The 19,304-nt window shown below is 69.0% G+C and carries 18 protein-coding genes; 14 read left to right on the top strand and 4 right to left on the bottom strand.

Features of this window, described 5'->3' with window-relative positions; genetic code table 11:
• Positions 1–13: 13 nt before the first annotated feature.
• Positions 14–322, bottom strand: coding sequence for a PASTA domain-containing protein (locus tag BEK98_RS07650; RefSeq protein ID WP_094215597.1), 309 nt, complete (start codon positions 320–322; stop codon positions 14–16).
• 119 nt (positions 323–441) lie between these two features.
• The gene (locus tag BEK98_RS07645; protein ID WP_244201770.1) at positions 442–948 is read right to left on the bottom strand and encodes a GNAT family N-acetyltransferase; all 507 of its coding nucleotides are present in this window, start codon (positions 946–948) and stop codon (positions 442–444) included.
• Between the two features lie 47 nt (positions 949–995).
• Here BEK98_RS07645 and BEK98_RS07640 point away from each other — a divergent pair, with 47 nt between their 5' ends.
• Positions 996–2,330 (top strand): geranylgeranyl reductase family protein, encoded by a 1,335-nt coding sequence (locus tag BEK98_RS07640; RefSeq protein WP_094215595.1) that lies wholly within the window; start codon positions 996–998, stop codon positions 2,328–2,330.
• 56 nt (positions 2,331–2,386) lie between these two features.
• Here the strand turns inward: BEK98_RS07640 and def are convergent, their stop codons facing one another.
• Complete coding sequence (gene def, locus BEK98_RS07635) at positions 2,387–3,010, bottom strand: peptide deformylase (RefSeq protein ID WP_094215594.1); 624 nt, start codon at positions 3,008–3,010, stop codon at positions 2,387–2,389.
• 90 nt (positions 3,011–3,100) lie between these two features.
• On the opposite strand from def, the gene BEK98_RS07630 reads away from it, so the two are divergent.
• On the top strand, positions 3,101–4,933 hold the full coding sequence (locus BEK98_RS07630; RefSeq protein WP_094215593.1) for a hydroxysqualene dehydroxylase: 1,833 nt from the start codon (positions 3,101–3,103) through the stop codon (positions 4,931–4,933).
• 147 nt (positions 4,934–5,080) lie between these two features.
• Here BEK98_RS07630 and BEK98_RS07625 read toward each other — a convergent pair whose 3' ends face one another.
• On the bottom strand, positions 5,081–5,878 hold the full coding sequence (locus BEK98_RS07625) for a C40 family peptidase (protein WP_094215592.1): 798 nt from the start codon (positions 5,876–5,878) through the stop codon (positions 5,081–5,083).
• 745 nt (positions 5,879–6,623) lie between these two features.
• Between BEK98_RS07625 and BEK98_RS07620 the strand changes: the two genes are divergently transcribed.
• Genes BEK98_RS07620 through nuoL form a run of 12 tightly spaced genes read left to right on the top strand, consistent with a single transcriptional unit; the run spans position 6,624 to position 19,301 of the window.
• Entirely contained in the window at positions 6,624–6,983 is a 360-nt protein-coding gene (locus tag BEK98_RS07620) for an NADH-quinone oxidoreductase subunit A (RefSeq protein ID WP_007383963.1), read from the top strand.
• Positions 6,984–6,996: 13 nt separating this feature from the next.
• Positions 6,997–7,551, top strand: a complete 555-nt coding sequence (locus BEK98_RS07615) for a NuoB/complex I 20 kDa subunit family protein (RefSeq protein WP_094215591.1) — start codon at positions 6,997–6,999, stop codon at positions 7,549–7,551.
• Positions 7,548–8,312, top strand: coding sequence for an NADH-quinone oxidoreductase subunit C (locus BEK98_RS07610; protein ID WP_094215590.1), 765 nt, complete (start codon positions 7,548–7,550; stop codon positions 8,310–8,312). The genes BEK98_RS07615 and BEK98_RS07610 overlap by 4 nt, the downstream gene beginning before the upstream one ends.
• Complete coding sequence (locus tag BEK98_RS07605; protein WP_094215589.1) at positions 8,309–9,649, top strand: NADH-quinone oxidoreductase subunit D; 1,341 nt, start codon at positions 8,309–8,311, stop codon at positions 9,647–9,649. Before BEK98_RS07610 ends, BEK98_RS07605 begins: the two co-directional genes overlap by 4 nt.
• Positions 9,646–10,428 (top strand): NADH-quinone oxidoreductase subunit NuoE, encoded by a 783-nt coding sequence (gene nuoE / locus BEK98_RS07600; protein ID WP_094215588.1) that lies wholly within the window; start codon positions 9,646–9,648, stop codon positions 10,426–10,428. Before BEK98_RS07605 ends, nuoE begins: the two co-directional genes overlap by 4 nt.
• Positions 10,428–11,771, top strand: a complete 1,344-nt coding sequence (gene nuoF, locus BEK98_RS07595) for an NADH-quinone oxidoreductase subunit NuoF (protein ID WP_094215587.1) — start codon at positions 10,428–10,430, stop codon at positions 11,769–11,771. The genes nuoE and nuoF overlap by 1 nt, the downstream gene beginning before the upstream one ends.
• Positions 11,768–14,272 carry an NADH-quinone oxidoreductase subunit G gene (locus tag BEK98_RS07590; protein WP_094215586.1) on the top strand — a complete coding sequence of 835 codons (2,505 nt, stop codon included), beginning with the start codon at positions 11,768–11,770 and terminating at the stop codon, positions 14,270–14,272. The genes nuoF and BEK98_RS07590 overlap by 4 nt, the downstream gene beginning before the upstream one ends.
• On the top strand, positions 14,269–15,633 hold the full coding sequence (nuoH, locus tag BEK98_RS07585; RefSeq protein WP_094215585.1) for an NADH-quinone oxidoreductase subunit NuoH: 1,365 nt from the start codon (positions 14,269–14,271) through the stop codon (positions 15,631–15,633). Before BEK98_RS07590 ends, nuoH begins: the two co-directional genes overlap by 4 nt.
• Positions 15,626–16,255 carry an NADH-quinone oxidoreductase subunit NuoI gene (gene nuoI, locus BEK98_RS07580; protein WP_094215584.1) on the top strand — a complete coding sequence of 210 codons (630 nt, stop codon included), beginning with the start codon at positions 15,626–15,628 and terminating at the stop codon, positions 16,253–16,255. The genes nuoH and nuoI overlap by 8 nt, the downstream gene beginning before the upstream one ends.
• Positions 16,252–17,094, top strand: coding sequence for an NADH-quinone oxidoreductase subunit J (locus BEK98_RS07575; RefSeq protein WP_094215583.1), 843 nt, complete (start codon positions 16,252–16,254; stop codon positions 17,092–17,094). The genes nuoI and BEK98_RS07575 overlap by 4 nt, the downstream gene beginning before the upstream one ends.
• Complete coding sequence (nuoK, locus tag BEK98_RS07570; protein ID WP_073901863.1) at positions 17,091–17,390, top strand: NADH-quinone oxidoreductase subunit NuoK; 300 nt, start codon at positions 17,091–17,093, stop codon at positions 17,388–17,390. Before BEK98_RS07575 ends, nuoK begins: the two co-directional genes overlap by 4 nt.
• 15 nt (positions 17,391–17,405) lie before the next feature.
• Entirely contained in the window at positions 17,406–19,301 is a 1,896-nt protein-coding gene (gene nuoL / locus BEK98_RS07565) for an NADH-quinone oxidoreductase subunit L (RefSeq protein ID WP_094215582.1), read from the top strand.
• The last annotated feature ends 3 nt before the right edge of the window (positions 19,302–19,304 follow it).

Genomic DNA, 19,304 nt, shown 5'->3' with positions numbered 1-19,304 from the left:
CGGGGCCGGCGTCTCACCGGTTGATCGTCTCGAAGGCGTCTCCGGGCTCGCCCAGTTCGCGTTGCATTCCGCCTCTGGGCGGTCGTGGGATGCGTGGCTCGCGCACGCCCCCGCCGCCCTCACCCTCACCGAAGTCGAACCACACGTACACCATGGAGTCCGGCGGCACCTCGGCACCGGGCTGCGGATACTGGCGTACGACGTACTCGACGACGGTGTGGTGGAAGTCCGGGCGGTCCGGCGCATTGAGAAACAGACCCCGCGCCCGGGCCGTTTCGCGCGCGTCCATGGCCATGAGGCCGACCAGACGAGGAACGCGCACTTCGGGTGTTTTGGGTGTTATAGGCACAGATGTCACCCCCAGCGGTACTGGCAGGGTAACCCGGTCACGTGCCGCCGGGAAGCGTCATGTGGCTTTCTGTAACACTTGGTTACTTTGAGTCACAGATCAAGGCGGTAGCAGCGGCCCTCGCGCTCCGAGGACGGGGTCACGAACGTCTCCGTGAGCCGCATACCGAGCCGCCGGGTGACCGCGATGGAGCGTTCGTTGCGCGCGTCGACCATCGCCACCACATGCGGCACCCCCGCCGCCCGCAGTCGCTCCAGGGTGGCCTCGGCGGCCGCTGTGGCGTATCCCCGGCCCCAGTGCGCCCGGCCCAGCCGCCAGCCGATCTCGATCTCGCCCGACGGCCCCCACTCGTGCGGCCACGGCTGGGCCCCGGTGAAACCGACGACGTCACCGGAGTCGTCCAGCACCGACCACAGACAGAATCCCCGCTCCGCGTCGTGCCGGCGCTGGCGTGCGGTCAGCTCCTCGTAGACCGAGAGTTCGGCGGACCTGCCGCCGTGGAACTCCATGACCTCGGGGTCGGCGAAGACCCGGTGCCAGGCGAACGCGTCCTCGTCGGTGGGTACGCGCAGACTTACTGCGGGGAGAGCCTTGTTCACAGGGCAGCCCTTCAGCCGGGTGATCAATTCTGCTGAATAGACTGCCCATGTCCAGTGCCGGTCGGCACGCAGATTTTGAACCTTGGGGAGATCCCGCCGTGACCGAGCCCCTCTCCGACAACACCGCCGATGTGATCGTCGTGGGGGCGGGGCCAGCCGGCTCCACCACCGCGTACCACCTCGCCAAGGCCGGACTCGACGTCCTCCTGTTGGAGAAGACCGAGTTCCCCCGGGAGAAGGTCTGCGGCGACGGCCTCACCCCCCGCGCGGTCAAGCAGCTCGTGGCGATGGGCGTCGACATCTCCGAAGAGGCGGGCTGGCTGCGCAACAAGGGCCTGCGCATCATCGGCGGCGGCTCCCGTCTCCAGCTCGACTGGCCCGATCTCGCCTCCTTCCCCGACTACGGCCTCGTCCGCAAGCGCGACGACTTCGACGAGCAACTCGCCCGCCAGGCCCAGAAGGCGGGAGCGCGGCTGTACGAGCACTGCAACGTCAGCGGCCCCGTCATCGACGACCGCACCGGCCGTATCACGGGCGTGACCGCCAAGCTCGGCGAGGAGAAGCGCGAGGTCACCTTCCACGCGCCGCTCGTCGTCGCCGCCGACGGCAACTCCACCCGCCTGTCCCTGGCGATGGGCCTGCACCGCCGCGAGGACCGCCCGATGGGCGTCGCGGTGCGCACGTACTTCACCTCGCCGCGCCACGAGGACGACTACCTGGAGTCCTGGCTGGAGCTGTGGGACCGGCGCGGCGCCCAGGACCGCCTGCTGCCCGGCTACGGCTGGATCTTCGGCATGGGCGACGGCACCTCCAACGTGGGCCTCGGCGTGCTCAACACCTCGGCCGCCTTCAAGGAGCTGGACTGGCGCGAGATCCTCAAGGCCTGGTGCGCGTCCATGCCCGAGGACTGGGGCTACACCCCCGAGAACATGACCGGTCCGATCCGCGGCGCCGCCCTCCCCATGGCCTTCAACCGCCAGCCGCACTACACCAAGGGCCTGCTGCTCGTCGGCGACGCCGGCGGCCTGGTGAACCCCTTCAACGGCGAGGGCATCGCCTACGCCATGGAGTCCGGCCAGATCGCCGCCGACGTCATCGTCCAGGCCCACGCGCGGGCCACGCCCGCGCAGCGCGAGATCGCCCTGCGGCGCTACCCGCAGGTCCTCAAGGACACCTACGGCGGCTACTACACCCTCGGCCGCGCCTTCGTGAAGCTCATCGGCAACCCGAAGGTCATGCAGATCGCCGCCCAGCGCGGCCTCACCCACCCGGTGCTGATGAAGTTCACCCTCAAGCTCCTCGCGAACCTCACCGACCCCACGGGCGGCGACGCGATGGACCGCATCATCAACGGCCTGAGCAAGGTGGCTCCGAAGGCGTGATCAGGCGCGCGTGATGAGCCGCGCGTGATGAGCCGCGCGTGATCAGGCGCGCGTGATCAGGCGCTGAGGGCCGCAGCGTTGGCGGACCGGCGGGCGAACACCTCGTCCCGCCGGTCCGCCATCTGCCGCAGCGCGTCCTTTTTCTCCCGCTTGGAGAGCCGGTCCAGGTAGATGTAGCCGTTGGTGTGGTCGGTCTCGTGGGCGAGGCAGCGTGCGAAGTACCCCGTGCCCTCGACGACCAGGGGACGGCCGTCCTTGTCCTGCCCGCGCACGACGGCACGCTCGGGCCGAGGTACGGCCATCACGGCACCCGGTACCGACAGGCACCCCTCGCCCTCGTCGATCAGCCGCCTTCCGACCGGGGCGGACTCCAGCACCGGATTGACAATGTGCCCGACATGTCGGACTCCGTCATCATCGGGGCAGTCGTACACGAACAGGCGCAGATCGACCCCGACCTGATTCGCCGCCAGCCCCGCCCCCTCGGCGACATACATCGTGAGGAACATGTCGTCGATGAGCGCGGCGAGATCGGGCCCGAACTCCGTGACATCCCGGCACGGCTTGTGCAGGACCTCCTCGCCGACCTCGGTGATACGGCGCACCGCACCGCGCCCGGCCTCGGGGGCGAAACGCGGGTAGTGGTCGGCGGGACTGCCCTGGACGAACACACGTGGCATCGCTGTGTCTCCCTGTGTTTGTGAGGATGCTGTGGGTGACAGGGCTACGGGCTTCCGGCTTCCGGAGCCCCTCCCTACCCTCCGGTACTCATGACAACAGAACACGCGCAGCAGTCACAGGGGCACGCCACGCCCTCCCGGAGGCGCTTCCTGACGGCGGCGGGGGGAGCGGTCGCCGGGAGTGTCACCGGTGCTGCCGGCTTAGCAGCGGCCCCGACGGCGGCAGCGGCGCCCCGGGCGGCCGGAAAGCGCGTCGCCGTCCTCGGCGGCGGGGTCTCCGGCCTCAGCGCCGCCCACGAACTCGCCGAACGCGGCTACGCCGTCACCGTCTACGAGTACTACGACCACCTCGGCGGCAAGGCCCGCTCGATGGACGTCCCCGGCACCGGCACCGACGGCCGCAAACCGCTCCCCGGCGAACACGGCTTCCGCTTCTTCCCCGGCTTCTACCGGAACCTGCCGGACACGATGCGCCGCATCCCCGTCCCCGGCAACGCGAACGGCGTCCACGACAACCTCCGCAGCGGCACGGAGGCCCTGTTCGCCCGCGGCTCCGGCCGCCCTGACCTGCACTTCCCCCTGCGGCGGGTCACCACCCCGCCCGCACCCGGGGACATCACCCCGACCTGGCTCCGCGACCAGATCCTGTCCGTACTGGACCTCGGCACCCGCCTGCCGGCCCACGAGGCCGCCTACTTCGCCGACCGCCTCCTGGTCCACCTCACCAGCTGTGACGCCCGCCGCGAGGACCAGTGGGAGAAGACGGCCTGGTGGGACTTCATCCGGGCCGGCGAGATGAGCAGGGAGTACCAGGTCGTCCTCGGTATCGGCCAGACCCGCAACCTGGTGGCCACCCGCGCCGAGATCGCCTCCACCCGCACCGTCGGCCGGGTCATCATCGAGGCCCTGCTCCTGTGGGGTCTGCTCGGCGGCATGGACGGCGACGCCGACATCGACCGTGTCCTCAACGCCCCCACCAGCGAGGCCTGGATCGACCCCTGGGAGAGGCGCCTGCGCTCCCTCGGCGTCGAGTTCGTGCTCGGCACGCAGGTGCGTGAGGTGGTCCACGAGGGCGGCCGGGTGACCGGCGTCCGCGTCTCGGCCCGGGACGGCGGCCAGGAGCGCACGGTCACCGCCGACCACTACGTCTCCGCACTGCCCGTCGAACACGCCCGCGCGACCTGGGGCCGGTCCCTGCGCGCCGCCGACCCGCAGTTCGGCCGCTGCGACGCGCTGAAGACCGACTGGATGACCGGCGTCCAGTTCTATCTGCGCACGCCCACACCCGTCGTCCACGGGCACATCAACTGCCTCGACTCACCCTGGGCGGTGACGGGCATCGGCCAGGCCCAGTTCTGGGACGTACGGGACTTCTCGCGCGACTACGGGGACGGACAGGCCCACGACTGCCTGTCGGCGATCATCTCCGAGTGGGACAAGCCCGGCATTCTGTACGGCAAGACGGCCCGCGCCTGCACCAAGGAGGAGATCGTCGCCGAGCTGTGGGCCCAGCTGAAGGACGGGGTGAACGACTCCGGCAGGACGACACTCAGGGACGAGGACCGGCTCGGCTGGTTCATGGACCCCGCGGTGACCGGCCTGGGCGGCCCCGACCCGCAGAACCGGGAACAGCTCCTGATCCACCCCACGGGCACGCTCTACAACCGCCCGTCGGCGAAGACGGCGGTGCCCAACTTCTTCCTCGCCGGCGACTACGTCCGCACGGATGTCGACCTCGCGACGATGGAGGGCGCCAACGAATCCGCGCGACGGGCCGTCAACGCGCTCCTGGACGCGGACGGCTCGGGCAGCGAGCGCTGCCGGATCTGGGAACTGTTCAGCCCACCCGAGATGGAGCCGCTCAAACGCGTCGACGAGCTGCGCTACCGGCTGGGGCTGCCCAACACCTTCGACCTGGGATGAGCCCAATGAGCCCAATGGGGCGAACTTGCCCGGATCGACCCGGAAATGAGCGGTCGAGATGAGTTCGGGGTGAGTTCGGGGTGAGCCCGAAGGGCCGCTGCCCCCGAGCGGCTGCGGCCCTACGCGCGTGTGTGGCGTGCTGAGTGCTCAGAGCACCCGCACGGCGCCGGTCGGCGGGTCGTACGACAGCGGGTGCTCCCCGACGCCGCTGGACGGGTTCTGCGCGCCGACGAACATGCCGTCGCCCACGTACACCGCGACGTGGTACGCACTGCCCGCGCTGCCCCAGTACAGGATGTCGCCCGGCTGCAGGTTGCTCAGCGACACCTGGGTGCCGGCCGTCGACTGGTCCTGGGAGACGCGCGGCAGGCTGATGCCCACCTGCTTGAAGGCCGTCTGCACCAGACCGGAGCAGTCGTAGGCGGACGGGCCGGTGGCGCCGGAGACGTACGCCTTGCCGATCTGCGCCTTCACGAAGGCGACGACGGCCGCGGCCGAACCGGTGGCCGTGCCGGTGGAGGTGCTCGCCGTGGTGGAGAGCGTCGTCCGCTCAGCGTTGCGCGAGGCACGCTCGGCGGCGGCCTTGCGGGCGGCCTCCTGAGCCTTCTTCTTGGCCTCCGCGGCCTTCTGCTTGGCGTCCGCGAGGTCCGCCTTGGCCTGCTTCGCGGCGTTTGCGGCGGCCTGGTCACGCTCAGCCTGCAGCTGGTAGTTCGCGGCGGTCTGCTGCGTGGCGTCCGCGGACTGGGCGACCTGAGCGGCCAGGTCGGCCGTCAGGGTGGGCAGTTCGAGGGTCTGCGTCACCGGCTCGGCAGCGTTCGCCGAACCGGACGCCCCGGCGACTGCCAGGGTGCTGAGGACGCCACCGGCAACTCCGGCCCGCACGGCGATGGTCGACGCGCTGCGGCGGGGCTTCCGGTGGCTGCGTATGTGAGCGGTGTGGGACATGGGAATAACCGGTACCAGGGGCTCCTTCATATCTTCAAGAAACGTGTGCTGCGCCACAGTTGTTCAATCGAGACCTCAAAGCCCGGGCGTGTCGCTCTTTATTGACGCCGTAACGGACATTGCGGACGCCCGCGATCAAGCCCTTGATCACGGTCTTTGATCATTACGTCCGAATTGCCCCGCACCTACCACTGGTTCGGGTGGATGGCCAAGCCCGGTTCTCAGACCGCTCTCATGGATGTGGCGGAGGTCACGGAACGGTTACCGGAAGGGCGGCGTCACGCGCGGGCGGGACTTCGTGAACGTGTGCACGCATTCGCCGCGCGTCCACATCTCGCCTCGGCGCTCCCTCTGATGTGTGAACGCGGTCCTCTATCAGGACGCCGGGTCCAGCACCAATTTGCATGCAGCGGAACTCTCTTGATATGGAGACGCCCTTCGTGGCCTGCGATGACGAGCGAAAATGTCACTTCTGGTGATCACCTGAACGCTTCGCGTACGAAGATCACCCATCATCCGACTTCATGATCCTTCGTCAGGTGGTGGAGATCACAAAGCTTGTGTAATACCCCGTGTCGCAGATCACAGAGCGGCGGGCATAAGATGCGAGGCAGTTGGGCTTGTGACCTGCTTCACATGTTCTCGATCTTCGCCCGGGACGAGCGGGGCTCGTGGGACCGGTGAGGCGGGTGTGAGCCCAGTGCAACCGCCACCAGTCAGTGCCGACTGAGAGGAGCGAGGAGCGGTGAACGCGTATGCGCCCATCCTCGTACTGGGAGCCCTCGGGGCAGGCTTTGCGATCTTCTCCGTGGTCATGGCCACGCTGATCGGTCCGAAGCGGTACAACCGCGCCAAGCTCGAGGCCTACGAGTGCGGTATCGAGCCGACCCCCACGCCGGCCGGCGGCGGGCGCTTCCCCATCAAGTACTACCTGACGGCGATGCTCTTCATCGTCTTCGACATCGAGATCGTCTTCCTCTACCCCTGGGCCGTCACCTTCGACGCCCTGGGTGTTTTCGGGCTCGTGGAGATGCTGCTCTTCGTGCTCACCGTCTTCGTCGCGTACGCGTACGTATGGCGGCGCGGCGGCCTGGAATGGGACTGAGGGGCCTTTAGACATGGGACTCGAAGAAAAGCTGCCGAGCGGCTTCCTGCTGACCACCGTCGAGCAGGCCGCGGGCTGGGTGCGCAAGGCGTCCGTCTTCCCGGCCACCTTCGGCCTGGCCTGCTGCGCCATCGAGATGATGACCACCGGCGCCGGCCGCTACGACCTCGCGCGCTTCGGCATGGAGGTCTTCCGCGGCTCGCCGCGCCAGGCGGACCTGATGATCGTCGCCGGCCGGGTCAGCCAGAAGATGGCCCCGGTGCTCAGGCAGGTCTACGACCAGATGCCCAACCCGAAGTGGGTGATCTCCATGGGCGTCTGCGCCTCCTCGGGCGGCATGTTCAACAACTACGCGATCGTCCAGGGCGTCGACCACATCGTCCCCGTCGACATCTATCTCCCCGGCTGCCCGCCCCGGCCGGAGATGCTGTTGGACGCGATCCTCAAGCTCCACCACAAGATCCAGACCTCCAAGCTCGGCGTGAACGCCGAGGAGGCGGCCCGTGAGGCGGAGGAGGCGGCGCTCAAGGCCCTGCCCACGATCGAGATGAAGGGGCTGCTGCGGTGAGCGACGCGAACGGCACCCACGGCGCGAACGGGTCCGCGAACGGGGTGAACCCCGAGAAGGACCTCGCCGCCTCCAACCTCCCCGGCCAGCGCGGCCAGGGCGGCGAGGAGATCCGCGTCCAGCGCGGCATGTTCGGCGCCGCGAACGGCGGCGACACCTCCGGCTACGGCGGCCTGGTCCGCTCGGTCCGACTCCCGGGACCGGCGAACCGGCCCTACGGCGGCTGGTTCGACGAGGTCGCCGACGAGCTGGAGGGCGCCCTGGAGGAACAGGGACTCCTCCCCGAGAACGCCATCGAGAAGACCGTGGTCGACCGGGACGAGCTGACCTTCCACATCGAACGCGAACACCTGGTCCGCGTCGCCCGCACCCTGCGCGACGACCCGGCCCTGCGTTTCGAGCTGTGCACCGGCGTCAGCGGCGTCCACTACCCGAACGACCAGGGCCGCGAGCTGCACGCCGTCTACCACCTGCGCTCGATCACCCACAACCGGCTCGTCCGCCTCGAGGTCAGCGCCCCCGACAGCGACCGGCACATCCCGTCCCTGGTCTCCGTCTATCCGACCAACGACTGGCACGAGCGCGAGACCTACGACTTCTTCGGGATCGTCTTCGACGGTCACCCGGCCCTGACGCGGATCATGATGCCGGACGACTGGCAGGGCCATCCGCAGCGCAAGGACTACCCCCTCGGCGGCATCCCCGTCGAGTACAAGGGCGCCCAGATCCCGGCTCCGGACCAGCGGAGGTCGTACTCGTGAGCACGCAGTCAGCATCCGCGGACTCCGCCGCTTCGGCGCGCGAGACCACTGAGGGCACCGTATATACGGTCACCGGTGGCGACTGGGACGAGGTCGTCCAGTCCGCGGCCCGTGCCGACGACGAGCGCATCGTCGTCAACATGGGCCCCCAGCACCCCTCCACCCACGGGGTGCTCCGCCTGATCCTGGAGATCGAGGGCGAGACGGTCACCGAGGCCCGCTGCGGCATCGGCTACCTCCACACGGGCATCGAGAAGAACCTCGAATACCGCACGTGGACGCAGGGCACCACGTTCGTGACGCGCATGGACTACCTGACGTCCTTCTTCAACGAGACCGCCTACTGCCTCGCCGTCGAGAAGCTCCTCGGCATCGAGGACCAGATCACCGAGCGCGCCAAGATCATCCGGGTGCTCCTGATGGAGCTGAACCGGATGTCCTCCCACCTGGTGTGCATCGCCACCGGCGGCATGGAGCTGGGCGCCACCACGATCATGATCTACGGATTCCGTGATCGTGAAATGATTCTCGACATCTACGAGCTCATCACGGGCCTGCGCATGAACCACGCGTACATCCGGCCCGGCGGACTCGCCCAGGACCTGCCGCCCGGCGCGGTGGACCAGATCCGCGAGTTCGTGAAGAAGATGAAGAAGAACCTCCCGGAGTACGACAAGCTCGCCACCGGGAACCCCATCTTCAAGGCCCGTATGCAGGACATCGGCTACCTCGACCTGGCCGGCTGCATGTCCCTCGGCGCCACCGGCCCGATCCTGCGCTCCGCCGGCCTGCCGCACGACCTGCGCAAGGCACAGCCGTACTGCGACTACGAGACGTACGACTTCGACGTCCCGACCGCCGACAGCTGCGACGCCTACGGCCGCTTCCTGGTCCGCCTGGAGGAGATGCGCCAGTCGCTCAGGATCGTCGAGCAGTGCCTGGACCGGCTCCAGCCCGGCCCGGTCATGGTCTCCGACAAGAAGATCGCCTGGCCCGCCCAGCTCGCCCTGGGACCGGACGGACTGGGCAACTCCCTCGACCACATCAAGAAGATCATGGGCACCTCCATGGAGGCCCTGATCCACCACTTCAAGCTGGTCACCGAGGGCTTCCGCGTTCCGCCGGGACAGGCGTACGCGGCCGTCGAGTCGCCCAAGGGCGAACTCGGGGTGCACGCCGTCTCCGACGGCGGCACCCGTCCCTACCGGGTCCACTTCCGGGACCCGTCCTTCACCAACCTGCAGGCCATGGCGGCGATGTGCGAGGGCGGCCAGGTCGCCGACGTCATCGTCGCCGTCGCGTCCATCGACCCCGTGATGGGAGGCGTCGACCGGTGACCACCAGTTCCTCGGAGCGGGGCGTCAGCCTGGGCATGCCCGAACTGCCCGCACCCGCGTACCCGGACGACGTCCGGGCCCGGCTGGAGGCGGACGCGCGCGAGCTGATCGCGCGCTACCCGGACTCCCGGTCGGCCCTGCTGCCGCTGCTCCACCTCGTGCAGTCGGAGGAGGGCCATGTCACGCGCACCGGGATGCAGTTCTGCGCGGACATGCTGGACCTGACCACGGCCGAGGTCACCGCCGTCGCCACCTTCTACACCATGTACCGGCGCAAGCCGTCCGGTGACTACCAGGTGGGCGTGTGCACCAACACGCTGTGCGCGGTGATGGGCGGCGACGCGATCTTCGAGACCCTCCAGGAGCACCTGGGCGTCGGCAACGGTGAGACCACCGACGACGGCAAGGTCACCCTGGAGCACATCGAGTGCAACGCGGCCTGCGACTTCGCGCCGGTCGTGATGGTCAACTGGGAGTTCTTCGACAACCAGACCCCCGGCAGCGCCAAGCGTCTGGTCGACGACCTCCGTGCGGGACGGCCCGTGCAGCCCACGCGTGGGGCGCGGCTGTGCACTTTCAAGGAGACCGCCCGGATCCTGGCGGGCTTCCCCGACGAGCGGCCAGGGGCCGTCGAGGAGAGCGGCAGCGCGGGACCCGCCTCGCTGGTGGGCCTTCGCCTGGCAAGGGGAGAGGCCGCACCCGCGCGCGTGGTCCATCCGCGTGCCCAGGAGTCCCAGGACGCTCCGTCCGTGAGCCAGGCCGAGGAGGAGGGGGAGTGATGACCGTGACCGAACTCAAGGACACCAGCCCCGAGAAGCTGCTCGCACCCGTGCTGTCGGCCTTCTGGGACGAGGACCGGTCCTGGACTCTGGACGTCTACCGGAGGCACGAGGGGTACGAGGGGCTCCGCAAGGCGCTCGCCATGTCGCCGGACGACCTGATCGCGTACGTCAAGGACTCAGGTCTGCGCGGGCGTGGCGGCGCGGGATTCCCGACCGGAATGAAGTGGCAGTTCATTCCCCAGGGTGATGGAAAACCGCACTATCTAGTTGTCAACGCCGACGAATCGGAGCCCGGGACCTGCAAGGACATCCCGCTCCTCTTCGCGAACCCACATAGCCTCATCGAGGGCATTGTGATCGCGTGCTATGCCATCAGGTCGTCGCATGCCTTCATCTATCTGCGTGGTGAAGTCGTCCCTGTTCTGCGGCGGTTGCACGAGGCCGTGCGCGAGGCCTACGCGGCGGGCTACCTCGGCGAGAACATCCTGGGCAGCGGACTCGACCTCGAACTCACCGTGCACGCCGGCGCCGGCGCGTACATCTGCGGTGAGGAGACCGCACTGCTCGACTCGCTCGAAGGCCGCCGTGGTCAACCGCGGCTCCGTCCCCCCTTCCCTGCGGTGGAAGGCCTCTACGCCTGTCCGACTGTGGTGAATAACGTCGAATCGATCGCGTCAGTTCCCGCCATCCTGAAAAACGGAAAAGACTGGTTCAGGTCGATGGGCAGCGAGAAGTCGCCCGGCTTCACGCTCTACTCGCTCAGCGGCCACGTCGCGAGCCCCGGCCAGTACGAGGCGCCGCTCGGCATCACGCTCCGCCAGCTCCTCGACATGAGCGGCGGCATGCGGCCGGGGCATCGCCTCAAGTTCTGGACGCCGGGCGGATCCTCGACGCCGATGTTCACCGACGAGCACCTCGACGTCCCTCTTGATTACGAAGGAGTGGGCGCCGCGGGTTCCATGCTCGGCACGAAGGCCCTCCAGTGCTTCGACGAGACGACCTGCGTGGTGCGGGCGGTGACCCGCTGGACCGAGTTCTACGCGCATGAGTCCTGCGGCAAGTGCACACCGTGCCGTGAAGGGACCTACTGGCTGGTCCAGTTGCTGCGGGACATCGAGGCCGGCAAGGGAGTCATGTCCGACCTCGACAAGCTGAACGACATCGCCGACAACATCAACGGCAAGTCCTTCTGCGCTCTCGGCGACGGCGCGGCCTCACCGATCTTCTCCTCGTTGAAGTACTTCCGCGAGGAGTACGAGCAGCACATCACGGGCCGGGGCTGCCCCTTCGACCCGGCCAAGTCGACGGCCTGGGCGGACCGCCCGGAGGTGAACGCATGACCGTGACCACCAGTGCTCCCTCCGGAGGGGGGCAGGCGGCGGTCCCGCCGGAGGACCTCGTCACGCTGACGATCGACGGCGTGGAGATCAGCGTGCCCAAGGGCACCCTGGTCATCCGCGCCGCCGAGCAGCTCGGCATCGAGATCCCCCGCTTCTGCGACCACCCCCTCCTGGATCCGGCCGGTGCCTGCCGCCAGTGCATCGTCGAGGTCGAGGGCCAGCGCAAGCCGATGGCGTCCTGCACGATCACGTGCACGGACGGGATGGTGGTGAAGACGCACCTCACGTCCCCGGTGGCAGAGAAGGCCCAGCACGGTGTGATGGAGCTGCTGCTCATCAACCACCCGCTGGACTGCCCGGTCTGCGACAAGGGCGGCGAGTGCCCGCTGCAGAACCAGGCCATGTCGCACGGCAACGCGGAGTCCCGCTTCGAGGGCCGCAAGCGGACGTACGAGAAGCCCGTCCCGATCTCCACCCAGGTGCTGCTCGACCGCGAGCGGTGCGTGCTGTGCGCCCGCTGCACCCGCTTCTCCAACCAGATCGCGGGCGACCCGATGATCGAGCTGCTGGAGCGGGGCGCGCTCCAGCAGGTCGGCACCGGCGAGGGCGACCCCTTCGAGTCGTACTTCTCCGGCAACACCATCCAGATCTGCCCGGTCGGCGCGCTCACCTCCGCGGCCTATCGTTTCCGCTCCCGCCCCTTCGACCTCGTCTCCTCGCCGTCGGTGTGCGAGCACTGCTCCGGCGGCTGCGCCACCCGCACCGACCACCGGCGCGGCAAGGTCATGCGGCGGCTCGCCGCCAACGACCCCGAGGTCAACGAGGAGTGGATCTGCGACAAGGGACGCTTCGCGTTCCGGTACGCGCAGCTCAAGGACCGCTTCGACACCCCGCTCGTGCGCAACGCCGAGGGCTTCCTGGAGCCCGCCTCCTGGCCGGAGGCTCTGGAAGCGGCCGCGCGCGGTCTGGCCGCCGCCCGCTCCCGGGCCGGTGTCCTCACCGGCGGCCGACTGACCGTCGAGGACGCCTACGCGTACAGCAAGTTCGCGCGCGTGGCGCTCGACACGAACGACATCGACTTCCGCGCGCGCGTGCACAGCGGCGAGGAGGCCGACTTCCTGGCGGCCCAGGTGGCCGGCCGCGGCCGTGACCTCGACGGTACGGGCGTCACGTACAGCTCCCTGGAGAAGGCGCAGGCCGTCCTCCTCGTCGGGTTCGAGTCCGAGGAGGAGGCGCCCGGCGTCTTCCTGCGGCTCCGCAAGGCCTGGCGGCAGCACAAGCAGCAGGTGTTCGCGCTGGCCACACACGCCACCCGCGGCCTGGAGAAGGCGGGCGGCACGCTGTTGCCGGCCGCTCCCGGCACCGAGACCGAGTGGCTGGACGCCCTCGCGAGCGGTGTCGGCCTGGAGGAGCCCGGCGCGAAGGCCGCCGAGGCCCTGCGCACCGAGGGCGCGGTGATCGTCGTAGGAGAGCGGCTCGCCGCGGTGGCCGGGGGACTCACCGCCGCCGTACGCGCGTCCGCCGCCACCGGCGCGCAGCTGGTGTGGATCCCGCGCCGGGCGGGCGAGCGCGGCGCCGTCGAGGCGGGCGCGCTGCCGTCGCTGCTGCCGGGCGGCCGCCCGGCGACCGACCCGCGCGCGCGGGAGGAGGTCGCCGCCGCCTGGGGGCTCGCCGAACTGCCCCTGCGCTACGGCCGCGACACCCACCAGATCATCGAGGCCGCCGCCACCGGCGAACTGTCGGCCCTGGTGGTCGCCGGAGTCGAGGCCGCCGACCTGCCCGACCCGGCACGCGCGCGTGAGGCATTCGACAGCGTCGGCTTCCTGGTGTCGCTGGAGCTGCGGCCCAGCGAGGTCACCGAGCACGCCGACGTCGTCCTGCCGGTCGCCGCGGTCGCGGAGAAGGCGGGCACCTTCCTCAACTGGGAAGGCAGGGTCCGCTTCTTCGAGGCCGCCCTCAAGCCCGACCAGATGGCCCGCCGCCTCGCCCCGACCGACGCGCGCGTGCTGCAGATGCTGGCCGACGCCATGGATGTCCACCTGGGCCTGCCGGACCTGCGCACCGCGCGCGCGGAGATCGACCGGCTCGGCGCATGGGACGGCCCGCGCGCCTCCGAGCCCATGGAGACCGCGGGCGCGCTGCCCCGCCCCGCCGTGGGCGAGGCCGTGCTCGCCGGACACCGGCTGCTGCTCGACCACGGTGTCCTGCAGGAGGGCGACGAGGCGCTCGCCGGCACCCGGCACGCCGCACGCGCGCGCGTGTCGGCCGCGACGGCCGCCGAGGCCGGCGTCCAGAACGGCGAGCTCCTCGCCGTCACCGGGTCGGCCGGCACGGTCGAACTCCCCCTCCAGGTCACCGAGATGCCCGACCGGGTGGTCTGGCTCCCGCTGAACTCCGTCGGCTCGGGCGTCGCCTCCCACACCGGCGCGCAGCCCGGCTCCCTCGTCCGCATCGGCCCGGCGGCACTCGCCGACAAGGCCCCCAAGGAGGTGGAGGCATGAGCCCGTACCTCGCCGCTGAAGACCTCTCGATGTTCGGCCGCGACCCCTGGTGGCTGGTCGTCATCAAGGCGGTGTTCTGCTTCGCCTTCCTGATGGTGACCGTGCTGTTCTCCATCGTCTGGGAGCGCAAGGTCGTCGCCTGGATGCAACTGCGCATCGGCCCCAACCGGCACGGCCCCTGGGGCATGCTGCAGTCGCTCGCCGACGGCATCAAGCTGATGCTCAAGGAAGACGTCATCGTCAAGCGCGCGGACAAGGTGGTCTACGTCCTCGCGCCGATCGTCGCGGCCATCCCGGCCTTCATGGCGATCGCGGTGATCCCCTTCGGCCCGGCCGACGACGAGATCTCGATCTTCGGTACGCGCACCACGATGCAGCTCACCGACCTGCCGATCGCGATGCTCTACATCCTCGCGGTCGCCTCCGTCGGCATCTACGGCATCGTCCTGGCGGGTTGGAGTTCCGGATCCACCTACCCGCTCCTCGGCGGCCTGCGCTCCTGCGCGCAGATGATCTCCTACGAGATCGCCATGGGTGCCGCGTTCGCCTCCGTGTTCCTCTACTCGGGGTCGATGTCGACGTCGACGATCGTCGAGCAGCAGCACGACCGCTGGTACATCCTGCTGCTGCCGGTCTCCTTCATCCTCTACATCGTCACGATGGTCGGCGAGACCAACCGCGCCCCCTTCGACATGCCGGAGTCCGAGGGCGACCTGGTCGGCGGCTTCAACACCGAGTACTCCTCGATCAAGTTCGCGATGTTCATGCTCGCCGAGTACGTGAACATGGTGACGGTCTCGGCCGTCTCGGCCACCCTGTTCCTGGGCGGCTGGCGCGCCCCGTGGCCGATCAGCGGCTTCTGGGAGGGCGCGAACCACGGCTGGTGGCCGCTGCTCTGGTTCGTCATCAAGGTCCAGCTGCTGCTGTTCTTCTTCATCTGGCTGCGCGGCACGCTCCCGCGCGTCCGCTACGACCAGCTGATGAAGCTCGGCTGGAAGGTCCTCATCCCGGTCTCGGTGACCTGGCTGATGCTCGTCGCGACCGTGCGGGCCCTGCGCAACGAGAACTACGACTTCGCCGACATCGCCCTCTACGTCGGCGGCGGGGTCCTCACCCTGCTGCTGATCTCCTTCGTCGCCGACATGTTCCGCGAGAAGGCGAAGACGGCCGAGCAGCCCGCTGCCCAGCAGCCCGGATTCGACCCGATGGCGGGCGGATTCCCCGTACCGCCGCTGCCCGGACAGGAGCTGCCGCCGGTGCCGAGGCGCCGCCCGCGCCGCGACCGGGAGCTGATTGTCAGTGGCGGGTCGGACACTGTCAGTGACGGATCTTCGGATGGAAAGGAGGCGTCCGATGGCTGAGGAGCCCAAGGAGACCAAGCCCGGTTTCCAGAACCCCGTGGCCGGCTTCGGCGTGACCTTCAAGGCCATGTTCAAGAAGCGGCTGACGGAGCAGTACCCGGAGCAGAAGAAGACCACGGCTCCGCGGTTCCACGGACGGCACCAGCTCAACCGCCATCCGGACGGCCTGGAGAAGTGCGTCGGCTGCGAGCTGTGTGCCTGGGCCTGCCCCGCCGACGCCATCTACGTGGAGGGCGCCGACAACACCGACGAGGAGCGCTACTCCCCGGGCGAGCGGTACGGCCGCGTCTACCAGATCAACTACGCCCGCTGCATCCTGTGCGGGCTGTGCATCGAAGCGTGCCCCACGCGCGCGTTGACGATGACCAACGAGTTCGAACTGGCCGACTCCAGCCGCGCCAACCTCATCTACACCAAGGAGCAGCTGCTCGCCGGCCTCGAAGAGGGCATGGTCGACACGCCCCACTCGATCTTCCCCGGGACCGACGAGCAGGACTACTACCGGGGCCTGGTGACGGAGGCCGCGCCGGGGACCGTACGGCAGGTGGCCGTCTCCAAGGGCGAACAGCCTCAATCGGCAGGCCCTTCGGGCGCGACCGAGGACCAGGAGGTGGACGCATGAGCACGCAGCTCGCGGCCTACACGACCTCCACCGGTGAGGCCTTCCAGTTCTGGGTCCTCGGCACCGTCGCGGTGATCGGCGCCCTGTGCACCGTCTTCATGAAGAAGGCCGTGCACAGCGCGCTCTGCCTCGCCGGGACCATGATCATCTTGGCGATCTTCTACCTCGCCAACGGCGCCTACTTCCTCGGGATCGTGCAGATCGTCGTCTACACCGGCGCGATCATGATGCTGTTCCTCTTCGTGGTGATGCTCGTCGGCGTCACGGCCGCGGACTCGCTGAAGGAGACCATCAAGGGCCAGCGCTGGCTGGCCCTTGTGTGCGGGGTCGGCTTCGGCGTCCTGCTGTTCGCCGGCATCGGGAACGCCTCCCTGAAGGAGTTCGACGGTACCGGCCAGGCGAACGCGAACGGCAACGTGGAGGGCCTCGCCTCCCTCATCTTCACCAAGTACGTCTTCGCCTTCGAAATCACCGGCGCCCTGCTGATCACGGCCGCTGTCGGCGCCATGGTGCTCACCCACCGCGAGCGCACCGAGCGCGCCAGGACCCAGCGCGAGCTGGCCGAGCAGCGCGTCCGCGAGGGCAAGCACGTACCACCGCTGCCGGCCCCCGGTGTCTACGCCCGGCACAACGCCGTGGACATCGCGGGCCTGCTGCCCGACGGCACCCCGTCCGAGCTGACCGTCAACAAGACGCTGCGCGAGCGCGGCCAGATCCGTGACGTGTCGGCCGAGGCGCTGGGTGACCTGCGGGCTCTGGAACAGCGCTCCGAGGAGCGCCTGGAGCGGACCGAGATCGAGCCGACGACGTTCAAGCGGCCCGAGGAGGCGTCGAAGTGAACCCGGTCAACTACCTCTACCTCGCCGCCCTGTTGTTCACCATCGGCGCGACCGGGGTGCTGATCCGGCGCAACGCGATCGTCGTGTTCATGTGCATCGAGCTGATGCTCAACGCCTGCAACCTCGCGTTCGTCGTCTTCTCCCGGATGCACGGCAACCTCGACGGCCAGATCATCGCCTTCTTCACGATGGTCGTCGCCGCCGCGGAGGTCGTGGTGGGCCTCGCGATCATCGTGTCGCTGTTCCGTACCCGCCACTCGGCCTCGGTCGACGACGCCAGCCTGATGAAGCTGTAAGGGGTCGGAAGAATCGTGGAGAACCTGATCGCGCTGCTCATCGCGGCGCCCCTGCTCGGAGCGGCCGTCCTCCTGGTCGGCGGCCGGCGCCTCGACGCCGTCGGCCAATGGATCGGCACGCTCCTGTCGGCCGCCTCCTTCGTGTTCGGCCTGATCCTCTTCGCCGACCTGCTCGGCAAGAACGCCGAACACCGCACCCTGACCCAGCACCTGTGGACGTGGATCTCGGTCGGCAGCTTCCAGGCGGACGTCACCTTCCGCCTCGACCAGCTGTCCATGACGTTCGTGCTGCTGATCACGGGCGTCGGCTCGCTGATCCACCTGTACTCGGTCGGGTACATGGAGCACGACGAGCGTCGCCGCCGCTTCTTCGGCTACCTGAACCTGTTCCTCGCGGCGATGCTGCTGCTCGTCCTCGCCGACAACTACCTGCTGCTGTACGTCGGCTGGGAGGGCGTCGGCCTCGCGTCCTACCTGCTGATCGGCTTCTGGCAGCACAAGCCCAGCGCGGCCACGGCGGCGAAGAAGGCCTTCCTGGTCAACCGCGTCGGCGACATGGGCCTCTCGATCGCGATCATGCTGATGTTCACCACCTTCGGCAGCTTCGCCTTCGGCCCGGTCTTCAGCCACGCCGGTGACGCCTCCGAGGGCAAGCTCACGGCGATCGGCCTGATGCTGCTGCTCGCCGCCTGCGGCAAGTCGGCCCAGGTGCCGCTGCAGTCCTGGCTCGGGGACGCCATGGAGGGCCCGACCCCGGTGTCGGCCCTGATCCACGCCGCGACGATGGTGACCGCGGGTGTGTACCTGATCGTCCGCTCCGCGGCCATCTTCAACCTGGCTCCGGACGCCCAGCTGGCCGTCACCGTCGTCGGTGCGGTCACGCTCCTCTTCGGTGCGATCGTCGGTTGCGCGAAGGACGACATCAAGAAGGCGCTGGCCGGCTCGACCATGTCGCAGATCGGCTACATGATCCTCGCCGCCGGCCTCGGCCCCATCGGCTACGTCTTCGCGATCATGCACCTGGTGACGCACGGCTTCTTCAAGGCCGGGCTCTTCCTCGGCGCCGGTTCCGTCATGCACGGCATGAACGACGAGGTCGACATGCGCAGGTACGGCGGCCTCAGGAAGTACATGCCGGTCACCTTCATCACCTTCGGTCTCGGCTACCTCGCCATCATCGGCTTCCCGTTCCTGTCGGGCTTCTTCTCCAAGGACGCGATCATCGAGGCGGCCTTCGCCAAGGGGGGCACCCAGGGCTGGATCCTCGGCGGCGCGGCCCTGCTGGGCGCGGCCATCACCGCCTTCTACATGACGCGCGTGATGCTGATGACGTTCTTCGGCGAGAAGCGCTGGCAGCCGGACGAGAACGGCAACGAGCCGCACCCGCACGAGTCGCCCAAGGTCATGACGATCCCGATGGTCCTGCTCGCGTTCGGGTCGGTCTTCGCCGGTGGGCTGTTCAGCATCGGTGACCGCTTCCTGAACTGGCTGGAGCCGGTCACCGGCCACAGCGAGGGCCACTCGCCGATCAGCGCGGCGACGGTCACCGGCGCGACCATGGTGTGCCTGGTCATCGGCGTCGGCATCGCCTGGGCCCAGTACGGCCGCAAGCCCGTCCCGGCCGTCGCCCCGCGCGGATCGCTGCTCACCCGGGCCGCCCGGCGCGACCTGCTCCAGGACGACTTCAACCACGTCGTCCTGGTGCGCGGCGGAGAGCACCTCACGCGCTCCCTGGTGTACGTCGACCACACCCTGGTCGACGGCGTCGTCAACGGCACGGCGGCCGGCTTCGGCGGCCTGTCGGGCCGGCTGCGGCGGGTCCAGAACGGCTTCGCCCGCTCCTACGCGGTCTCGATGTTCGGCGGTGCGGCACTCCTGGTCGCCGCGACCCTGCTGATGAGGGCGGTCTGATAC

The organism is Streptomyces diastatochromogenes (genome assembly GCF_002242805.1).
Taxonomy (GTDB): domain Bacteria; phylum Actinomycetota; class Actinomycetes; order Streptomycetales; family Streptomycetaceae; genus Streptomyces; species Streptomyces diastatochromogenes.
Note: the sequence above shows the minus strand (reverse complement) of the source record. Positions and strands in the feature narration are given on the sequence as shown.